Annotated in this window: 14 protein-coding genes and 1 pseudogene; 7 read left to right on the top strand and 8 right to left on the bottom strand. The window is 72.2% G+C overall.

Annotation, left to right across the window (positions count from 1 at the left end; translation table 11 throughout):
- Positions 1 to 246: 246 nt before the first annotated feature.
- Positions 247 to 509, bottom strand: a pseudogene (locus OO60_RS48485) (IS1634 family transposase); the annotation flags it as partial.
- A 126-nt stretch (positions 510 to 635) separates the two neighbouring features.
- On the opposite strand from OO60_RS48485, the gene OO60_RS37470 reads away from it, so the two are divergent.
- On the top strand, positions 636 to 983 hold the full coding sequence (locus OO60_RS37470; RefSeq protein ID WP_003057792.1) for a VOC family protein: 348 nt from the start codon (positions 636 to 638) through the stop codon (positions 981 to 983).
- A 12-nt stretch (positions 984 to 995) separates the two neighbouring features.
- Here the strand turns inward: OO60_RS37470 and OO60_RS44760 are convergent, their stop codons facing one another.
- Complete coding sequence (locus OO60_RS44760; protein WP_003057795.1) at positions 996 to 1,244, bottom strand: hypothetical protein; 249 nt, start codon at positions 1,242 to 1,244, stop codon at positions 996 to 998.
- Positions 1,245 to 1,494: 250 nt separating this feature from the next.
- Positions 1,495 to 1,995 carry a hypothetical protein gene (locus OO60_RS37460; protein WP_205624089.1) on the bottom strand — a complete coding sequence of 167 codons (501 nt, stop codon included), beginning with the start codon at positions 1,993 to 1,995 and terminating at the stop codon, positions 1,495 to 1,497.
- Between the two features lie 191 nt (positions 1,996 to 2,186).
- Between OO60_RS37460 and OO60_RS37455 the strand changes: the two genes are divergently transcribed.
- Positions 2,187 to 3,155, top strand: a complete 969-nt coding sequence (locus tag OO60_RS37455; protein ID WP_033263143.1) for an ArsR/SmtB family transcription factor — start codon at positions 2,187 to 2,189, stop codon at positions 3,153 to 3,155.
- 93 nt (positions 3,156 to 3,248) lie between these two features.
- Here the strand turns inward: OO60_RS37455 and OO60_RS37450 are convergent, their stop codons facing one another.
- Positions 3,249 to 4,082: a Bax inhibitor-1/YccA family protein gene (locus OO60_RS37450; protein WP_003057802.1), complete on the bottom strand. Its 834-nt coding sequence runs from the start codon at positions 4,080 to 4,082 to the stop codon at positions 3,249 to 3,251.
- A 279-nt stretch (positions 4,083 to 4,361) separates the two neighbouring features.
- Between OO60_RS37450 and OO60_RS37445 the strand changes: the two genes are divergently transcribed.
- The 4 genes from OO60_RS37445 to OO60_RS37430 all read left to right on the top strand — a co-directional run bounded on the left by OO60_RS37445 (position 4,362) and on the right by OO60_RS37430 (position 10,048).
- Positions 4,362 to 5,819 (top strand): collagen binding domain-containing protein, encoded by a 1,458-nt coding sequence (locus tag OO60_RS37445; protein ID WP_003057805.1) that lies wholly within the window; start codon positions 4,362 to 4,364, stop codon positions 5,817 to 5,819.
- Between the two features lie 4 nt (positions 5,820 to 5,823).
- A complete protein-coding gene (locus OO60_RS37440) occupies positions 5,824 to 6,624 on the top strand; it encodes a class F sortase (RefSeq protein ID WP_033263130.1) in 801 nt (266 codons plus the stop codon).
- Between the two features lie 102 nt (positions 6,625 to 6,726).
- Positions 6,727 to 8,721 carry an SDR family oxidoreductase gene (locus tag OO60_RS37435; protein ID WP_033263129.1) on the top strand — a complete coding sequence of 665 codons (1,995 nt, stop codon included), beginning with the start codon at positions 6,727 to 6,729 and terminating at the stop codon, positions 8,719 to 8,721.
- 157 nt (positions 8,722 to 8,878) lie between these two features.
- Positions 8,879 to 10,048, top strand: a complete 1,170-nt coding sequence (locus tag OO60_RS37430; RefSeq protein WP_004560907.1) for a coiled-coil domain-containing protein — start codon at positions 8,879 to 8,881, stop codon at positions 10,046 to 10,048.
- A gap of 144 nt (positions 10,049 to 10,192) precedes the next feature.
- On the opposite strand, the gene OO60_RS37425 is transcribed toward OO60_RS37430, so the two are convergent.
- From OO60_RS37425 to OO60_RS37410, 4 genes are read right to left on the bottom strand one after another with little or no spacing between them, the layout of a single operon-like run.
- Positions 10,193 to 11,518, bottom strand: a complete 1,326-nt coding sequence (locus OO60_RS37425) for an amidase (protein WP_004560906.1) — start codon at positions 11,516 to 11,518, stop codon at positions 10,193 to 10,195.
- Positions 11,519 to 11,567: 49 nt separating this feature from the next.
- Positions 11,568 to 12,170 carry a helix-turn-helix transcriptional regulator gene (locus OO60_RS37420; RefSeq protein WP_004560905.1) on the bottom strand — a complete coding sequence of 201 codons (603 nt, stop codon included), beginning with the start codon at positions 12,168 to 12,170 and terminating at the stop codon, positions 11,568 to 11,570.
- Positions 12,171 to 12,216: 46 nt separating this feature from the next.
- Positions 12,217 to 12,462 carry a hypothetical protein gene (locus OO60_RS37415; RefSeq protein ID WP_004560904.1) on the bottom strand — a complete coding sequence of 82 codons (246 nt, stop codon included), beginning with the start codon at positions 12,460 to 12,462 and terminating at the stop codon, positions 12,217 to 12,219.
- Positions 12,459 to 12,704 (bottom strand): WXG100 family type VII secretion target, encoded by a 246-nt coding sequence (locus OO60_RS37410; protein WP_004560903.1) that lies wholly within the window; start codon positions 12,702 to 12,704, stop codon positions 12,459 to 12,461. Before OO60_RS37410 ends, OO60_RS37415 begins: the two co-directional genes overlap by 4 nt.
- 221 nt (positions 12,705 to 12,925) lie before the next feature.
- Between OO60_RS37410 and OO60_RS48290 the strand changes: the two genes are divergently transcribed.
- Positions 12,926 to 16,126: an ATP-binding protein gene (locus tag OO60_RS48290; protein WP_280513810.1), complete on the top strand. Its 3,201-nt coding sequence runs from the start codon at positions 12,926 to 12,928 to the stop codon at positions 16,124 to 16,126.
- The last annotated feature ends 122 nt before the right edge of the window (positions 16,127 to 16,248 follow it).

Genomic DNA, 16,248 nt, shown 5'->3' with positions numbered 1-16,248 from the left:
GACATCAAACACGCAGGGTGAACACGGTCGGCAGCGGGGTCCACAAATGCACGAATTACCCACAGGAAAGGCGCCCCGCCGGTTACGGAGCGCCTTCACTGCGGGACTGTGCGCCAGCCGCGGCCCCCGGACCAGGTCACGGGACGGTCACGCAGCCTCGCCTGACCGCCTGAATCAGCAGTAACCGATCTTCTTGTACCCGATCCAGAACTCGCCCCTGCTGTTCACCTGACTTGGCTCGAATGGGTGCGCACCGCGGTCGTGGATGCGGGTGAGGGCATCGCGGAGGTCGTCGGGTAGCGGGTCGACGGCGGTGAGGGTGTGCTCGCTGGCCTGGATGTTGATGGTGCGGTAGCGGCGGGTGGTGCGCACGAATCGACCAGCCGGTGGTCTGCTCGATCCACCTGCTGACGGCCAGGGCGGCGAACACGACCGTCAGGTGCGCGTCGATCGACTCGCGCTTGTGGGTGGTGGATCGGCCGCGCACGTAGGTCGTGTTTGGACATTCGGCGAGAGACAGCCTGGAACCGGCCGCTAGTGCGCAGGTTTTCGCCGTTCACACGAAACCGCAGCTCAACAGCCAGCACCCTACCCAAGATCAGCGATCTTGAGCCAAAGTCGGGTACGGTGACGGAATGGTCATGCGGGTGGCGATTCCCGTGCTGCCGTGCCGAGATGTGCAGGCAGCGCGGTCGTACTTCACGGACGCGCTCGGATTCGACACCATATTCACCTGGGAGACCCCACCTAGCTACGCGGCCGTGATCCGCGACACCGCCGAGTTCCACCTGTCCGCCGAAAGCAGCGTCGGCCCGGCCAGGGTGACGGTTGTCGTCGACGACGTCGATTCCTGCCACGACGAGCTGCGCGCCCGCGGCGCCGACATCGTAGAGCCACTGGCTGACCGGCCCTACGGGATGCGCGACTTCAACGTACGGACACCCGATGGGCACTTGTTGATCTTCAGTCAGCCGCTTACCTAGTACGGGTGACCATCAGCGGACCAGCCGGAAGAATGACCGGACCTCGTCGACGAACAACGCCGGCGGCTCGAACGCCGCGAAGTGGCCGCCCTTGCCGGGCTCGTTCCAGTACCGGATGTTCGGGAACCGGCGCTCCGCCCACCGCCGAGACGGGCGCCGCAGCTCTTGGGGAAGACCGAACAGCCGATGGGTACGGTCACCGGCGCGCCGGCCGACCCGGAGCCGACCGGCTGCGGCCGGGTCGACTGCTGCGCCGAGCATCCGGAGCCCCATTCGTCCGCCTCCCGCAGTGTCGCGAGCGCCGCCCGCTCGGCACCGGTGAGGTCGTCCAACGTGGCCGGATCGGGCGGTGCGAGCGGCGGCATGAGATGGATGCCGGCGACCCGATCGGGTTGCCGTTGACCGATGCTCCCCACCCCGGCGCGGCCGGCTTGTTGCTGAAGCCGAAACCGCAGCTCAACAGCCAGCACCCTACCCAAGATCAGCGATCTTGAGCCAAGTCAGGCCTGAATCAGCAGTAACCGATCTTCTTGTACCCGATCCAGAACTCGCCCCTGCTGTTCACACTCGCGTTCGTGGCCAGGTGCGGCGTCCGGTGCGCGCCCATGATCCGGCCGATGCGCCCCTGCGACGGGCTGACGATGTCCACGTACGGGGTGCCCACGATGTTCTGGTTGAACGTCGCGGCCGCGTTCGCCCCGCGCGTTCCGCTCGCGTAGCACGCCCGTCCGCTCGGCCCCTCACGGAGCACGAGGTCGCCGTTCGTCTGCATCGTCACGTAGTGATTGCCGTTGCAGATGGACTGGTCCGTCCCCAGCGTTCCGGCAAACGAGGTGCCGATACACGTCAAAGACGCCGCTTGCGCGGCAGCCGGGTTCAGCACCGTGGCACCGACCACCCCGGCAATCCCCAACGCCACGAACAACCGCCTCTTGAACATCGATTCTCCCCTCACGGCAAAGCCGGCTTCATGTTCGATTCGACGTCCCGAAGAACGCCGATGCGAACCCATCGTACGAACGATTCATGGGCGACGACAGCCTTTCACCCATGCGTGAAAGCCAGGAGAGAGCCTCACCACGACAAAGCGCCGGTGAGCCCCTTGATCAAGTAGCCTCGAATGCGCTCACTTCACAGTGAATGCGTCACCACGCTTTGGCCGAGCAGGAGGAGGCCCGGATGAGGGTCCGCGGGGGAGGAAGGATGCTGCGCGTGCACCTGACCAGCGAAGACCTGGTCCGGATACGCATCGCCCATGCTCCCGCAGTGATGTGGGAAACGACGTTGAGCCTGCATTGGCTCCACCACGACGTCGCTGGAACACCGGGGAATCTTTGGCGCCGTTCGGTTGCGCGAAAACTGCCACCGTCGACCGGGCTGCTCGCAACCCTGATCCCGCAACGGGGCTACATCCCCGATTTCCTCACCCCATACGACTCGGCAGCCGAACTGAAGGACGCCATGGAACCCGTCATGCGCGTTCCGAAGCAACGTCTGCGACAGGAGCTCGCGAGGCTGACCGCCGACCACCGCCGGTCTCCCTGGGTTCGCGAACTTTCCGAGGGTGGGAAGACGTCGTTGAGGCGCCTGGGAAACGCCTTCCGCTCCTATCACCAAGCAGCAGTCACGCCGTTCTGGCCGCACGTCCGGCGAAACGTCGCCCAAGAATACGCGCGGGCGTCGAACCTGATGACACAGAGCGGGATCGAGGCACTCCTGACCCAGCTCTCGCCCGGCGTGCACTGGCGCCGCCCGGTGCTGGAGATCGATTACCCCGTCGACCGGCTGCTGCGGCCCGCCGGCCGCGGGCTCATCCTGATTCCGTCGTACTTCTGCGACCGCCGGCCCATCACGCTGGTCCAGCACGACACGACCCCGTGCCTGGTCTACCCCGTGGAGCGCCGGCTGCCGGGCGTCGACGGCCGGCCGGACCACGGGCAAGCCCTGGCCGATCTGGTGGGTCACAGCAGGGCGGCCGTGCTGGAGGCGGTCAACGGCACGGACAACACCAGCGAGATCGCCCGGCGCACCGGAATCCTGGTGTCCTCCGCGAGCCAGCACCTTTCCGCGCTGCGCCGTGCCGGGCTCGTGGCGAGTTCACGGCAGGGGACGTCGGTGATCCACGACCTGACTCCTACGGGAGCCTGCCTGCTTCGCAGCCTCGGCCGTTGACGACCCGGAAGCACGGCGAAACGCGACCGCCACCACGGTCCGGCCTCGCGGGCCGGACCGTGGTGGCGGTCGTTCTCACTATGCGACGGCGAGCTATTCGCGCAGGTACGACAGCAGGCGAAGGATCTCGAGGTACAGCCAGACCAGCGTCGTCATCAGGCCGAACGCGACGTACCACGCCCACTTCGAGGGCATGCCCGCGCGGATCATCCGGTCGGCCTCGTCGAAGTCGAGCAGGAAGCTGAACGCCGCGATGCCGATGCAGACGATGCTGAAGACGATGGCGAGCGCGCCGCCGCCGCGAAGCGGGTTGAACCCGAACGCCACCGTGCTGATCAGGTTGAACAGCATCAGGACGGCGGCACCCACCACGGCACCGATGATCCACTTGGTCAGCTTGGGCGTGACCTTGACCGCACCGGTCTTGTAGACGACCAGCATGCCGATGAAGACACCCGAGGTGCCGACGAGCGCCTGCAGGGCGATGCCCGAGTAGACGGCCTCGAACACGCCGCTCAGCGCACCGAGGAAGAGACCCTCCGCCGCCGAGTACGCGAGGGTCATCGGACCGCTCGGCTTCCGCCGGAAGATCATCACCAGGGAGAGGACGAGCCCGACGACCAGGCCGCCGATCATCGCGCCGACCAGCGCGCCGGACAGCTTGCCGGTCTCGGCCAGCTGGACCTGCGCCCAGATCGCCGTGATCACCCCGAACAGCAGCGCGGTGCCGAGGGACAGGCCGGTCTTGACGACGACGTCGTCGACGGTCATCGGGCGATCGCCCGCGCCGGCGGTGGCCTGGCCGGGGCCGTACCCGGGTACGCCGCCCTCGGGTTGGTCGAAGCCCACCGGGGGCCCGTACTGCCCGTACGTCTGGGTTCCGCCACTGGGCAGGTTGCGGAACGCCGGGTTGCTACTGGAACGCACCTGATCCTCCTGGATCTGCTGCTTCGTTTTTCGTGCTGCATCGGGTCCAACGACCGCCGGGGACCAGCGGTTCCCGCCGAGTAAAGACGACTTTACCCGGCCGGGATCGCGACCGTTCGGCGAGAGCCACTCGAAGAGCGGTACACAGTATCGCCCCTTGACGCAACGCTCACTTCGCGTGCTCGGACGTTCACCGAACGCGCGTCGGGGACCTGATCAGTCGTGTGACCTGCAAAGACGTGGGGCAACGCCGTGCGTCGGACGAAGGAGCATTGACACATGGGGTGGTCAACACGCCCGCGCGCGGCCGCACGCGCGCTCACCGCGCTCGCCACCGCGGTCCTGCTCGGCACGCTGTCCGCGACCGCCGGCGCGCCCGCCGCCTCGGCCGCGAGCCAGCAAGGCATCGGGCACGACGTCGGCGGCCAAAAGGGCTTCGGCACGGTCTGGCTCGGGTCGTACGTCGTCGGCGGGCAGCAGGTGTTCTGCGTGAGCTTCCTGCTCAAGGCGCCCGACACGGACGAGCAGTACAAACCCGGCGACGAGCTGCTCACGAAGTGGGGCACGAAGCTGCCGGCCGACGACGCCGCGAACATCTCGTACCTGCTGCTGCGCTACGGCGACACCAAGGACCCGGACGAGGCGACCGCGCTCGCGCACCTGCTGCACTCGTGGACCGCGGCGCCGCGCACCCCGGCCGACCTCGACCCGACCCTGCCGAAGGACAAGATCGCCTACGACGCGCCGGGGCACCTCGCCGAGCTGCGCGCCAACTTCGCGGCCGCGGCCGACGCCGTCGAGCGGCTGCGGACGGACGCCGAAACCAACCGCGGGCCGTGGACCGCCTCGGTCACCGCGCCGAAGGGCGACCAGCACCTCGGCGAGGCGGCCGAGTGGACCGCCACCGTGAAGAACGCCCACGGCAAGGGCATCCCGGGTGTCCCGGTGAAGCTGACCGCGACCGCCGCCACCCTCGACGGCGGGCAGGCGGACAGCTCCGCGGGCAACGCGAGCCCGCAGGCCGCCGCGAAGGAAGTCACGCTGAAGACCGGCGCCGACGGCACCGTGCAGGTGAAGCTGACCCCGACCGGGGAGCGGCCGAAGCTGGTGGCCTCGCTGACCGCGCCCGCCGACCGGCCCTACGTCAGGCTGCCGGTCGACACGAAGGTGCAGCGCGTGGTCTCCACCGGCGGTGAGAAGACGCTGACGGCGCAGGGCATCGTCAACGTCGCCAAGCCCGGCAAGGTCCAGGTGACCAAGACGGACGCGAAGACGGGCCAGGGCGTCGGCGGCGCCGTCCTGCGGATCACCGGCAAGGACCGGACGTCGGCCGCGCTCGGGCAGGACGGCAAGCCGCTCACCGGAGCCGACGGCAAGCCGGCCGTCGTCACCACCGACGGCAAGACCGGGGCCGTGACGGTCGAGAACCTCCGCGCCCCGCAGGAGATCTGCGTCGTCGAGGCGAGCCCGCCGCCGGGCTACACGAACGCCTTCGACCCGCAGCACCCGCCGTCGGCGTGCGGCACCGTGCAACCGGGCGAAACCCTCGCACTGACCGTGACGAACACGGCGAACGAGGTCCCGCGCGCGATCCCGGCCGGCGACCAGCCGGTCGCCCTGGCGCAGGGTGTGATCGAGACGCGCTACTCCGTGCCGGGTCTCGCCGGGCTGGGCCTGCTCGTGCTGCTGGCGGCCGGGCTGGCCGGGGTCGCCGCGCGGCGGGCGTTCCGGCGGTAACGGCGTGACGGAGCACGGCTGGCGGGGCGAGGACTGGTTCGTCGACGAGTGGCACCGCGGCATCGGCTGGGCCGCCGCCGACGACGAACCGCCCGGCGACCCGGAACCGCCCGCGCCGAAGCGCGGCCGGGGCCGGCTGCTCGCCGGCTTCGCCCTCGGCGCGGCGACGGTGCTGGCGGTGCAGTTCGGCTCCGCCGTGCTCACCGCGCCGCCGCGGGCCGTCGTGGCCGGCACGGCGCTGCCCGCCGCGGGCGCGGCGGGAGCCGCGGCTCCCCCGCCGACGCCCACGACGCCGACGACCGCGGCCTCCGCGGCTCCGGCCGCCGAGACGCCGTCGCCGTCGGCACCGCCGGCGTCCCCGCCGTCGCAGAAACCGGGCACGGTCCGGCTGCCCGGCGGCGGGACGGCGACGCTGGTGCGCAAGGACCTCGGCCCGGGTGGCGAGCTGCCCATCCCCGCGGACCTCGGGCAGGCGACGTGGTGGGGCGCCGAGCTCGACGCGGCGAGCGGGGCGAGCGTGTTCGCCGGCCACGTGAACTGGCGGGGCGCGACCGGGCCGTTCGCCGAGCTGTGGACGGCGCGGATCGGCACCGACGTGACCATTGTGGACAGTGCGGGCCGGACCTGGCGGTACCGGATCTCGCAGCTGGTCACCGTGCACAAGAGCGACCTGCCGGCGCGCGCGGACTACCTGTTCGGCCAGTCCGGCCCGCACCGCGTGGTGCTGGTGACGTGCGGCGGCCGCTGGGTCGGCGGCGCGGACGGCTACGAGGAGAACCGCGTCGTCACCGCGGACCCCATCTAAGTTACTCGTGGGTAACATCACGTTTCGGAACGGTGGTCGCGGGCGTCGCCATGCAGCAGAATGCCCAGGGTCAGGGCGATGGCGGCGAGAGGTGTGAAGACGATGGCGACGTTCTTGGTGACCGGGGCGACCGGACTGATCGGGCGCCACTTCACCCGGCTGCTGCTCTCCCGTCCCGACGACGACCGCGTCGCGCTGGTCGTGCGCGCGTCCTCGCGGGCCAAGCTGGCCGCGCTGGTCGACCAGTGGCCGCACTCCGACCGCGTCACGCTCGTCACCGGCGACCTCGGCGAGCCGCTGCTCGGCGTGTCCGACGCCGACCGCGAGGAGCTGCGCGGCGCCGTCGACCACATCGTCCACCTGGCCGCGCTCTACGACCTCACCGCCGACGACGAAGCCAGCATCAAGGCCAACGTGGAGGGCACGCAGGCCGTCGTCGACCTCGCCGCGGACCTGCGGGCGGGCTGCCTGCACCACGTGTCGTCGGTGGCCGTCGCCGGCGACCACGAAGGCGTCTTCACCGAGGAGATGTTCGACGCCGGGCAGCGGCTGGTTACGCCGTACCACCGGACCAAGTTCGAGGCCGAGAAGATCGTCCGCGAGCAGGACCGGGTGCCGTGGCGGGTGTACCGGCCCGCCGTCGTCGTCGGGCACTCCGAGACCGGCGAGATGGACAAGATCGACGGCCCGTACTACCTCTTCCCCGCGATCAGCAGGCTCGCCGGGCTGCCGGACGTGCTGCCGGTCGTCGGCCCGGACCTCGGCGACACCAACATCGTGCCGGTCGACTACGTGGCCAAGGCGCTGCTGGAGCTGGTGGTCAAGCCGGGGCTCGACGGCCACGCCTTCCACCTGGTCAACCCCGAGCCGCAGCCGGTCGTGTCGGTGTACAACGCCTTCGCGCGGGCCGCGGGCGCGCCGACGATCACCGTCCAGCTCGGCGAGGGCATCTCGAAGCGGATCGTCGGGCTGGTCAAGCTGACTGAGCACATCCCCGGCGTCACCATCGCGCGCGACGCCGTCATGGAGCGCTTCGGCATCCCGCCGGTGCTGCTGGACACGATGGCGTTCCCGTCGGTGTTCTCCTCGGCCGAGACGCGCAAGGCGCTGGCCGGCAGCGTGGACGTGCCGCGGCTGGAGGAATACGCGCCGACGCTGTGGCGCTACTGGCGCGAGCACCTCGACCCGTTCCGCGCGCGCAAGCACGGCCCCCGCGGCGAGCTGGACGGCCGCCGCGTGATCATCACCGGCGCGTCCTCCGGCATCGGCCGGGCGACCGCGCTCAAGGTCGCCGCGGCGGGCGGCATCCCGCTGCTCGTGGCCCGGCGGCAGCACGAGCTGGAGGAGGTCCGCGACGAGATCGTCGCCGCCGGCGGCACGGCGTCGGTGTACCCGGCGGACCTGACCGACGAGGACTCGGTGCACAAGGCCGTCGACGCGATGCTGGCCGAGCACGGCCGGATCGACATGCTGGTCAACAACGCCGGCCGGTCGATCCGCCGGTCGATCAAGCTGTCCTACGACCGGATGCACGACTACGAGCGCGCGATGGCGATCAACTACTTCGGCGCGGTCCGGCTGATCCTCGCCGTGCTGCCGCACATGTCGGAGCGGAAATTCGGGCACATCGTGAACGTCTCGTCGATCGGCGTCCAGGGCATCGCGCCGCGCTTCTCGGCGTACGCGGCTTCCAAGGCGGCGCTGGACTACTTCTCGCGGATCGCGGCGACCGAGACCCACGGCGACGGCATCACCTTCACCACGATCCACATGCCGCTGGTGCGGACGCCGATGATCCGGCCGACGAAGATCTACGACGCGTTCCCGACGAAGTCGCCGGAACAGGCCGCGGACATGGTGATGAAGGCGCTCGTCGAGCGGCCCAAGCACATCGGGACCCCGGCGGGGCAGGCGATCGGGCTGGCGTACACGCTCACGCCGGGGCTCACCGACGCCGTCGCGTACCAGGGTTTCCGGATCTTCCCGGATTCGACCGCGGCGGGCGGTTCCGGCCAGCTGAAGATCGGGCGTGGCGAGAAACACCTCTCGCGCGCGGCGATGGCGCTGGCCCGGCTCTCGCGCGGCTTCCACTGGTGACCGGCGGTCCGCCGCGTCCCGCTGGTCAGCGCGGATGTCCTGCGGGGCCTCACGCTGCGTTTCCCGGGTGCGGCCATTCCGGCGACACGGCGACACGTGTTGGTGATTCGTTAAGCCGGACGGCGGAAGCGGCGGGTGCCCGGGTACGGTCGGGCCCATGGTTCCTGAGCGCGACCCCGCCGCAACCGCCCTCAACGGCCTCCTCCCCCTCCGCCGCGAGTACACCCAGGCCTGGCACGGCTTCGACCGCAACGAGGTGCGGCAGTACCTCGACCACGTCGAAGCCCAGCTGCGCCGGGTGCTCGGCGAGCGCGACGCCGCGGTGGCGCAGGCCGCCGCCGCGACCCGCGAGGCGGAGACCGCCCGGCAGCAGGTCGCCACGCTCGAAGCCCGCGTCGAGGAGCTGAAGCGGCCGCCGGAGCGGCTCGAGGACCTCGACGAGCGGATGCAGCGGACGGTCACGCTCGCGCAGGCGCGCGCGGACGAGATCATCAAGCGCGCCGAGGCCGCCGCGGAGAAGACGTGGGCGGGCTCGACGGAGGCGTCGACGAAGCTGCGTGAGCGGTACACGAAGCTGGTCGCGGAGCTGGACAAGCAGGCCGACCTGCTGCACTCGGAGCACGAGAACGCGCTTTCCGAGACGCGCGCGGAGGTCCAGCGGCTGACCGTCGAGGCGGCCCAGCGGCGCGAGCTGCTGGACACCGAGGCGGAGCGCAAGCGGCGGAAGCTGGAGCGCGAGTTCGAGGCGTCGCTGGCGGCCCAGAAGGCGGCGCTGGAGAAGCACGTCGCGGACCAGCGCACGGCGAGCAAGAACCAGGCCGAGCGCCGGATCGCGGAGGCGACGGCGGAGGCGAAGCGGCGCCTCGACGAGGCCACCGCGGAGGCCAAGCGGCGCCTGGACGAGGCGACCACGCAGGCGGCCCAGCGCACGACGGTGGCGAACCGGAAGGTCGAGCGCCTGGCGGAGATCCGCGAGCAGGCGCGCAAGAGCCTGGCGATGGCGGAGGACATCCTCAACCGCAGCGAAACGCAGCTGGCGGCGCTGCCGGAGGAGGCGGTGATCCCGCAGGCGTCGAAGCTGGTGGGCGGCGACGACCCGGAGTCGGCGACGACGCCGTCGGCACCGGTCGTGCCGGTGGTCCAGCCGTCGATCCCGAAGGCGGCGGCCCCGAAGCCGGCTCCGAAGCCGGTCGCGGCGCCCAAGCCGGCGCCGCAGGCGGCGAAGCCGGGCAACACCCCGGCGAACTCGAACGGCCCGGCGACGAAGCCGGCGAACGGCAACGGCGCGAAGCCCCTGTCGCCTGCGGCGGGTAAGCCGGGCTCCTGAGAGCGTTCGCGTAAGGCCGCCTCGAAAAGTTCGAGGCGGCCTTACCCGCGTTTACCGGCCTGAGCAGCCCCCGTTTTCCACGCTACCGGTGGGCACCGACAGTTCCGGGCCGTCCGCGCTGGCGCTCAGGCGCCCCAGGGTGGTTCAGCTGCGGGCCGTCCGCGGCCAGGGGTTGGCCTGCTCCAGCTGGGCCGCCAAGCCCAGCAACAGCCCTTCCTCCCCCGGACGGGCGACCAGCTGCACCGAGGTCGGCAACCCCGAAACCGCCGAGCGGCCCGCCGGGACCGTGATCGCCGGGTAACCCGCGAAGTTCCACTGGCCGGTGAAGCCGGCAAGGCGCGTCGACGGCAGCACGTTCGTCAGCCAGCCCCGCTCGTGCCAGCGGCCCGCCTTCACCGGCCAGTGCGACAGCGTCGGTGTCAGCAGGACGTCGTACTCGCTGAAGAACTCCTTCGCGCGGGAAATCCAGCGGTCACGGGTGCGTTCGCGGATCAGGCCCGCTCGTTCGGCCAGTCGGCCCGCGCGGACGTGCGCACGCGTGCGCTTCTGCAGGGCCGCGAAGTCGAATCCGCCGGCCTGGGCCGCCGGGCCCGCCAGCCAGCGGGCCGTCATGCCCAGGACCATCGTCGCCGGGTAGCGCGGGGCCGCCGGGGTCACCGCGTGGCCCTGCGCGGCCAGCAGGCCCGCCGCCGTCGAGACCGCCGCTGTCAGCTCCTTCGGGACCGGGGTGCGCAGGAGCGGCACCGTCGTCGACGTGCCGATGCGCACCGAAGCCGGCGGCTCCACCACAGCAAGCGAAGGTTCGCCGGCCAGCACCGACAACAGCAGCGCCGTGTCGGCGACCGTCGTGGCCAGCGGGCCGTGGACCGACATGCCGAACCAGCCGCCTTCGCTGAGCAGGTCCGCGCCCGGCTTCAGGCCGACCAGGCCGCACATCGCCGCCGGCAGGCGGACCGAGCCCATGCCGTCGGACCCGTGGGCCAGCGGGACCAGGCCCGCCGCCACGGCCGCCGCGCTGCCGCCCGACGAGCCGCCCGAGGCGTACGTCGGGTCCCAGGGGTTGCGGGCGATGCCGTCCGGCGTGTCGCTCATCGGCCAGATGCACAGCTCCGGTACCCGAGTCAGCCCGACGAGCACCGCGCCCGCCGCCCGCAGCCGCGCCGCGATCACGCCGTCCGCCGCCGCCGGCGAAGACGGCCCCGCCAGTGAGCCGTGCGACGCGTACTCGCCGGCGATCTCCGTGACGTCCTTGACCGCGACCGGCACCCCGGCCAGCGGCAGCGACGCGAGATCCGGCCGCGCGGCGACCTCCGCGGCTTCCTTCACCGCCTCCTCGGCACGCACCCGCCGGAACGCGCCGACCACGCCGTCCGCCGCGGCGATCCGTTCGAGGGCCTCCTCGGTGACCTGCACCGGGTCGAGCTTCCCGGCCCGGACGGACGCCGCGATCTCCACTGCCGTGAGCACCATGATCGACGACCCTAGCCCACGAAAAGGTGACAGTGGCTAAGAAAACGTCTCAGATTGCGCCCGCTCGCAGCGCGTAGGCGACAGCGTGGGCGCGGTTGTTCAGGCCGCAGCGGGTCATCAGGCCGTACAGCACGTTCTTCACGGTCCGCTCCGAGTAGCACAGCTTCGCCGCGATCTCCTCGGTCCCGAACCCCTCGGCGACCAGCCGCAGCACGTCGCACTCGCGGGCCGCGAGCCCGGACAGCGTCAGCCCGTTGGGCTCCAGGACGTCCTTGCGCATCCGCTGCACCTGCGCGAGCAGCGCGCCCTGCAGCCGCGGCGGCAGGTTCGCCGTGCCGTCACCCGCGGCGAGCACCGCCGTCACCAGCTCGGCGCCGCCCGTCTCGCGGCGCGGCAGCACCGCCACCACGCCGCACTCCAGCGCCGCCATCAGGTCGCTCTCGCGGAAGTGCTCGACCACCAGCACGACGTGGGACGCCTTGGCCGCGCGGATCTCGCCGAGGACGGCCTCAGTGACGTGGTCCTCCATCACCAGCAGCACGTCCGGCACCAGGTCGGTCAGCCGGACGTCCGGGTGCGCGTCCAGCAGGCTCACCGCGCCGGCGTGCGTGATCGGGTCCGAGGCGAGGACGCTCACTTCGACGGGCTTCATGCCCGCAGTGTGGCCGGGACGTCTTCACGCCGTCCCTATTCCGTCTTCACGCGCGTGAAGACAGCTCCCCGAACGCCGCCCGCGCCCGCTCCAGGCAGCCCGGCAGCCGCTCGGCCGCGCGCGCCCAGTCACGCCGGGCACGCAGGTACGCCTCCCGGGCCTCGGGCGTCCAGCCGGCCAGCCCGGGCTCGACCCGGGACTCCAGCTCGGCGAGCAGTTCGCCCAGCTCCCCGGTGATGTCGTCCATCCGGTCCAGCACCAGGCCGGCGAAGCCGAAGTCGAGGCGGGTCACGGCAGGCGCGGCCGCGGCATCGGGCCGCCGGTCGTCTCCAGCAGCTCCGCCAGCCGCGAGAGGATCACGTCGTACTCCTGCTCCCAGTCGCGCATCGCCTGGCCGAACCGCACCGACGCCTCACCGCGCCACGACGCCTGCGCCATCGCCATTTCGCTGTTGACCTCGCGGAGGCGGGAGCGGGCCGCTTCGAGGGCGGACGCGAAGCTGGCGGCGGCCCGCTGCATGTCTTCGGTCGGCATGCGGAGCTCCTCTCGGGCCTCCCGAGCGTGGCGTACCGCGGGGGCGGCGCGGAACCCCGCCCGTGTGCCCTTGCCCGAATGTCCGCCATCCTTGCCTGCCGGTTCACGGCTTCCGCGTATGCTCACGGCAGGCATCCGGCGCGTGACGGTTCGTCGCGCACGAAGGGAGACCGATGTCGGCCGCGGACGGCTCCGCACCGAGACTCCAGCTCCTGGGCCCCATGAAAGCGTTCCGGGGCGACGAGGAGCTCGATCTCGGCTCCGCGCACCGGCGGACGGTCCTCGCCGCACTGGCGATGTACCCGAACCGCACGGTCTCGCGCGAGGAGCTGATCGACGCCGTCTGGGGCGAGGCGCCGCCGCAGAGCGCCCAGGGTTCCATCTACACCTACGTTTCCGGGCTGCGGCGCGCGCTCGAACCCGGCCGCGCCAAGGGCGAGGGTCCGCAGCTGCTCGCGTCGATCGGGTCCGGCTACTCGCTGCGCCTGGACGCCGGCGCGATCGACGTCCACCGCTTCGAAGCCCTGCGCGAGCAGGCGCAACGCCGTCAGGAAGCGGGCGACCTCCGCGGCGCGCGCGAAGCGCTCGACGAGGCATTGGGGCTCTGGCACGGCGTTCCGCTGTCCGGCCTGCCCGGGCCGTTCGCCGCCGCCCAGCGCGCGCGGCTGACCGAGGTGCGGCTGGCGACCGTCGAGCGGCGCGCCGAAGTCATGCTGGAGTCCGGCGGGCACGCCGAGCTCGTCGCCGAACTGACCGCGCTGACCCGCGAGCACCCGTTCCGCGAGACGTTGCGCGGGCTGCTCATGCGGGCCCTGGTCGCGGCCGGACGGCGGACCGAGGCGATCGCGGTGTACACCGACGTCCGCGACCGGCTCGTCGAAACGTCGGGCACCGAACCCGGCCCGGCCCTGCGGCGGCTGCACGACGAACTGCGGCAAACACCCGCCGCCGCGGCGCCGAAACCGCCACCACCCCCGCGTCCGGCGCGGATGCCGGCCGCGGCAACGCCGGAGCGCGCGGACATCTTCGTCGGGCGAGAGAGCGAGCTGGCCCGGCTGCGCGAAGCCGTCGACGGCCTCGAGGCCGGAGTGGGCCGGTCGGTGTGGCTCGAAGGCGAGCCGGGCAGCGGCCGGACGGCGCTGCTCGCCGAACTGCTCGCCATGGCCCGGGACCACCACCCCGCCTTCGCCGCCGCGGACGCGCTGGACCAGCGGTTCTCCCTGCGGCCGCTGCTCGACGCGCTGGGCGTGCACCCGGGCGCCACCGACGAGCGCCGGGCCGCGCTCGCCGCGCAGTCCGGCGAGGACCCGGTCGACGGCGTGCTCGGGCTCGTCCGCGAGCTGTGCGCGGAGGCGCCGCTGGTGCTGGTGGTCGACGACCTGCAGTGGGCGGACGACACGACGCTGCGCGTCTGGCGCTACCTGAGCCGGGAGACGCGGCAGCTGCCGCTGCTGCTCGTCGGTGCCTGCCGCCCGGTGCCACGGCCGGCCGCGCTCGAGGATCTGCGTGCCGAGCTCGACAACGATGACATCACCCTGCTCGCGCTGCCGCCGCTGGCCGAGGCGGCCGCCCGCGAGCTGGCCACCGAGCTGGTCGGCGCGCCGCCCGGGCCGGGGCTGCAGCTGCTGGTGTCCTACGCGGCCGGTAACCCGCGGTACGTCCGGGAAATCGTCGAGACGCTGCTCGCGCAGGCGATGATCGTGCTCGACGGCGTCCACGCGCACCTGGACGGCAACTCGTGCCAGAGCATCCCGTCGCCGCTGGGCTCGCGGATCACGCTGTACCTGAACTTCCTGTCCAGCGGGACCCGCGACACCCTGCGCTGGGCCGCACTGCTGGGCGGGGAGTTCTCGCTGGCGGACATCGCCATCGCCACCGAACGGCCGCCGACGGCGCTGGTCGGCGCGGTGGACGAGGCGATCGCGTCGGGGGTGCTCGTCGAGTCGGGTGACCGGCTGGCGTTCCGGCACCCGCTGGTGCGCCGCGTGCTCTACGAAAAGACGCCCGCGGCGATGCGGGTCGCGCTGCACCGGCAGCTGGCCGAGGCGTTCGCCGCCGCGGGCGTGCCCGCCGACCGCGTCGCCCGGCAGCTCGCCGCCGCACCCGCGCAGGTGGACCCGTGGGTGACCGGGTGGCTGCTGGAGCACATCGGCACGGTCGCGACCGAGACCCCGCGGGTGGCCGTGGACCTGCTGCGCCACGCCGTCACGCAGGGCACGCTGCCGCCGGACGCGCGGGAGACGCTGACCGCGACGCTGGCCCGGCTGCTGTTCTGGCTCGGCCGGGAGCCCGAGGCCGAGGCGCGCTCGGTGGTCGCGCGGACGTCCGACAGCAGGCGCGCGGCCGAGATGCGCTGGATCCTGGCCTACGTGTACTACCGCCGCGGCGACTTCTCCGAGGCGACCGCCGAGCTCAAGCGGACCCTCGACGACGCCGACGTCCCGGAGATGTGGCGCGGGCGGCACGAGGCGCTGTTGGCGACGCTGGAGAAGCTCGGCGAAGTGACGGCGCTGGCGCCGGCCGGGCTGCACCCGCTGGACGACGCGGCACTGGCCGTGCCGAACCTGGACAGCCTCGACGAAGCCGCGGAGCCGCTCGACGCCGCCCGGCGGATCGCCGCGACCCGCGCAGTGCCGGGCGAGATGCACCTGGCGGGCGCGGTGCACTACTACTGGCTGGGCCGCTGGCCGGCGGCACTGGCCGAGCTGGACGCGGTGATCCGCGACGGCGCGGAAACGGCGTCCTACGTGCTGCGCAGCCCGGGCTCGGCGCTGCTGGTGCACGGCGTCGGCGCGTTGATCGCCGGCCACCGCGGCGAACCGGCCCAGGCCCGGACGCACCTGGACGCGGCCGAGCGGCAGCAGTGGCCACCGGGCCTCGAGCCCGACGGCGGCGACTTCCTGCTGGCGGCCCGCGCGCTGCTGGCCGAGCAGGAGGGCCGGCCGGAGGCGGCGTTGACGGCGTTGCTGCCCCTGCTGGAGGACAACTACCCACCGGCGGCCCGCCACCAGTGGCTCCCGGACCTGGTCCGGATCGCGTTGTCCCTCGGCGACCGGCAGCGGGTGCAGCAGGCATTGCGCCTGCTGGTGGAGCCGGAGGGCGAGATCCCCCCGGCCCACGCGGCGGCGGCAGCGCACTGCCGCGGCTTGGTCACGGGCGACGCGGACCCGGTCCTGACGGCGGCGGGCCACTATCGAGCGGCGGGGAGGTTGCTCAAGGAGGCCAAGGCGATGGAGGACGCGGCGATCCTGCTGGCGGAGTCGGGCGGGCTGACGGAGGCACGCACGGCATTCCGGGCGGCGCTGACGGCGTACACCGGGATGGGCGCGGTGTGGGACGTCCGCCGCGCGGAGGCCCGGATGCAGCCGTTCGGCATCCGGCGGGCGGCCCCGGTGCGATCGCGAGCCGTCGCGGGGGAATGACCCGCCCCCGCCGCTCGGCGGGTTGAACGCGCAACCTTGCCGGGAGCCGGTGCGTCGGTAAGGTCACCGGAGTAGTCGGTACCGAGATGTCCCTGGGGGAATGGGGTCTGGGGCACTGCCCC

The sequence above is a fragment of the Amycolatopsis vancoresmycina genome (assembly GCF_000716785.1).
Taxonomy (GTDB): Bacteria; Actinomycetota; Actinomycetes; order Mycobacteriales; family Pseudonocardiaceae; genus Amycolatopsis; species Amycolatopsis vancoresmycina.
The sequence above is the reverse complement of the archived record's forward strand: the minus strand, read 5'-3'. Positions and strand labels throughout refer to the sequence as shown.

Excerpts from the sequence above, each read along its gene's own strand:
- OO60_RS37425 (WP_004560906.1), bottom strand. The coding sequence starts at position 11,518 with ATGGTGCTCACGGCAGTGGAGATCGCGGCGTCCGTCCGGGCCGGGAAG.
- OO60_RS37455 (WP_033263143.1), top strand. The coding sequence starts at position 2,187 with ATGCTGCGCGTGCACCTGACCAGCGAAGACCTGGTCCGGATACGCATC.
- OO60_RS48290 (WP_280513810.1), top strand. The coding sequence starts at position 12,926 with ATGAAAGCGTTCCGGGGCGACGAGGAGCTCGATCTCGGCTCCGCGCAC.
- OO60_RS37435 (WP_033263129.1), top strand. The coding sequence starts at position 6,727 with ATGGCGACGTTCTTGGTGACCGGGGCGACCGGACTGATCGGGCGCCAC.
- OO60_RS37460 (WP_205624089.1), bottom strand. The coding sequence starts at position 1,995 with ATGGGTTCGCATCGGCGTTCTTCGGGACGTCGAATCGAACATGAAGCC.
- OO60_RS37470 (WP_003057792.1), top strand. The coding sequence starts at position 636 with ATGGTCATGCGGGTGGCGATTCCCGTGCTGCCGTGCCGAGATGTGCAG.
- OO60_RS37420 (WP_004560905.1), bottom strand. The coding sequence starts at position 12,170 with ATGAAGCCCGTCGAAGTGAGCGTCCTCGCCTCGGACCCGATCACGCAC.
- OO60_RS44760 (WP_003057795.1), bottom strand. The coding sequence starts at position 1,244 with ATGCTCGGCGCAGCAGTCGACCCGGCCGCAGCCGGTCGGCTCCGGGTC.
- OO60_RS37430 (WP_004560907.1), top strand. The coding sequence starts at position 8,879 with ATGGTTCCTGAGCGCGACCCCGCCGCAACCGCCCTCAACGGCCTCCTC.
- OO60_RS37410 (WP_004560903.1), bottom strand. The coding sequence starts at position 12,704 with ATGCCGACCGAAGACATGCAGCGGGCCGCCGCCAGCTTCGCGTCCGCC.
- OO60_RS37445 (WP_003057805.1), top strand. The coding sequence starts at position 4,362 with ATGGGGTGGTCAACACGCCCGCGCGCGGCCGCACGCGCGCTCACCGCG.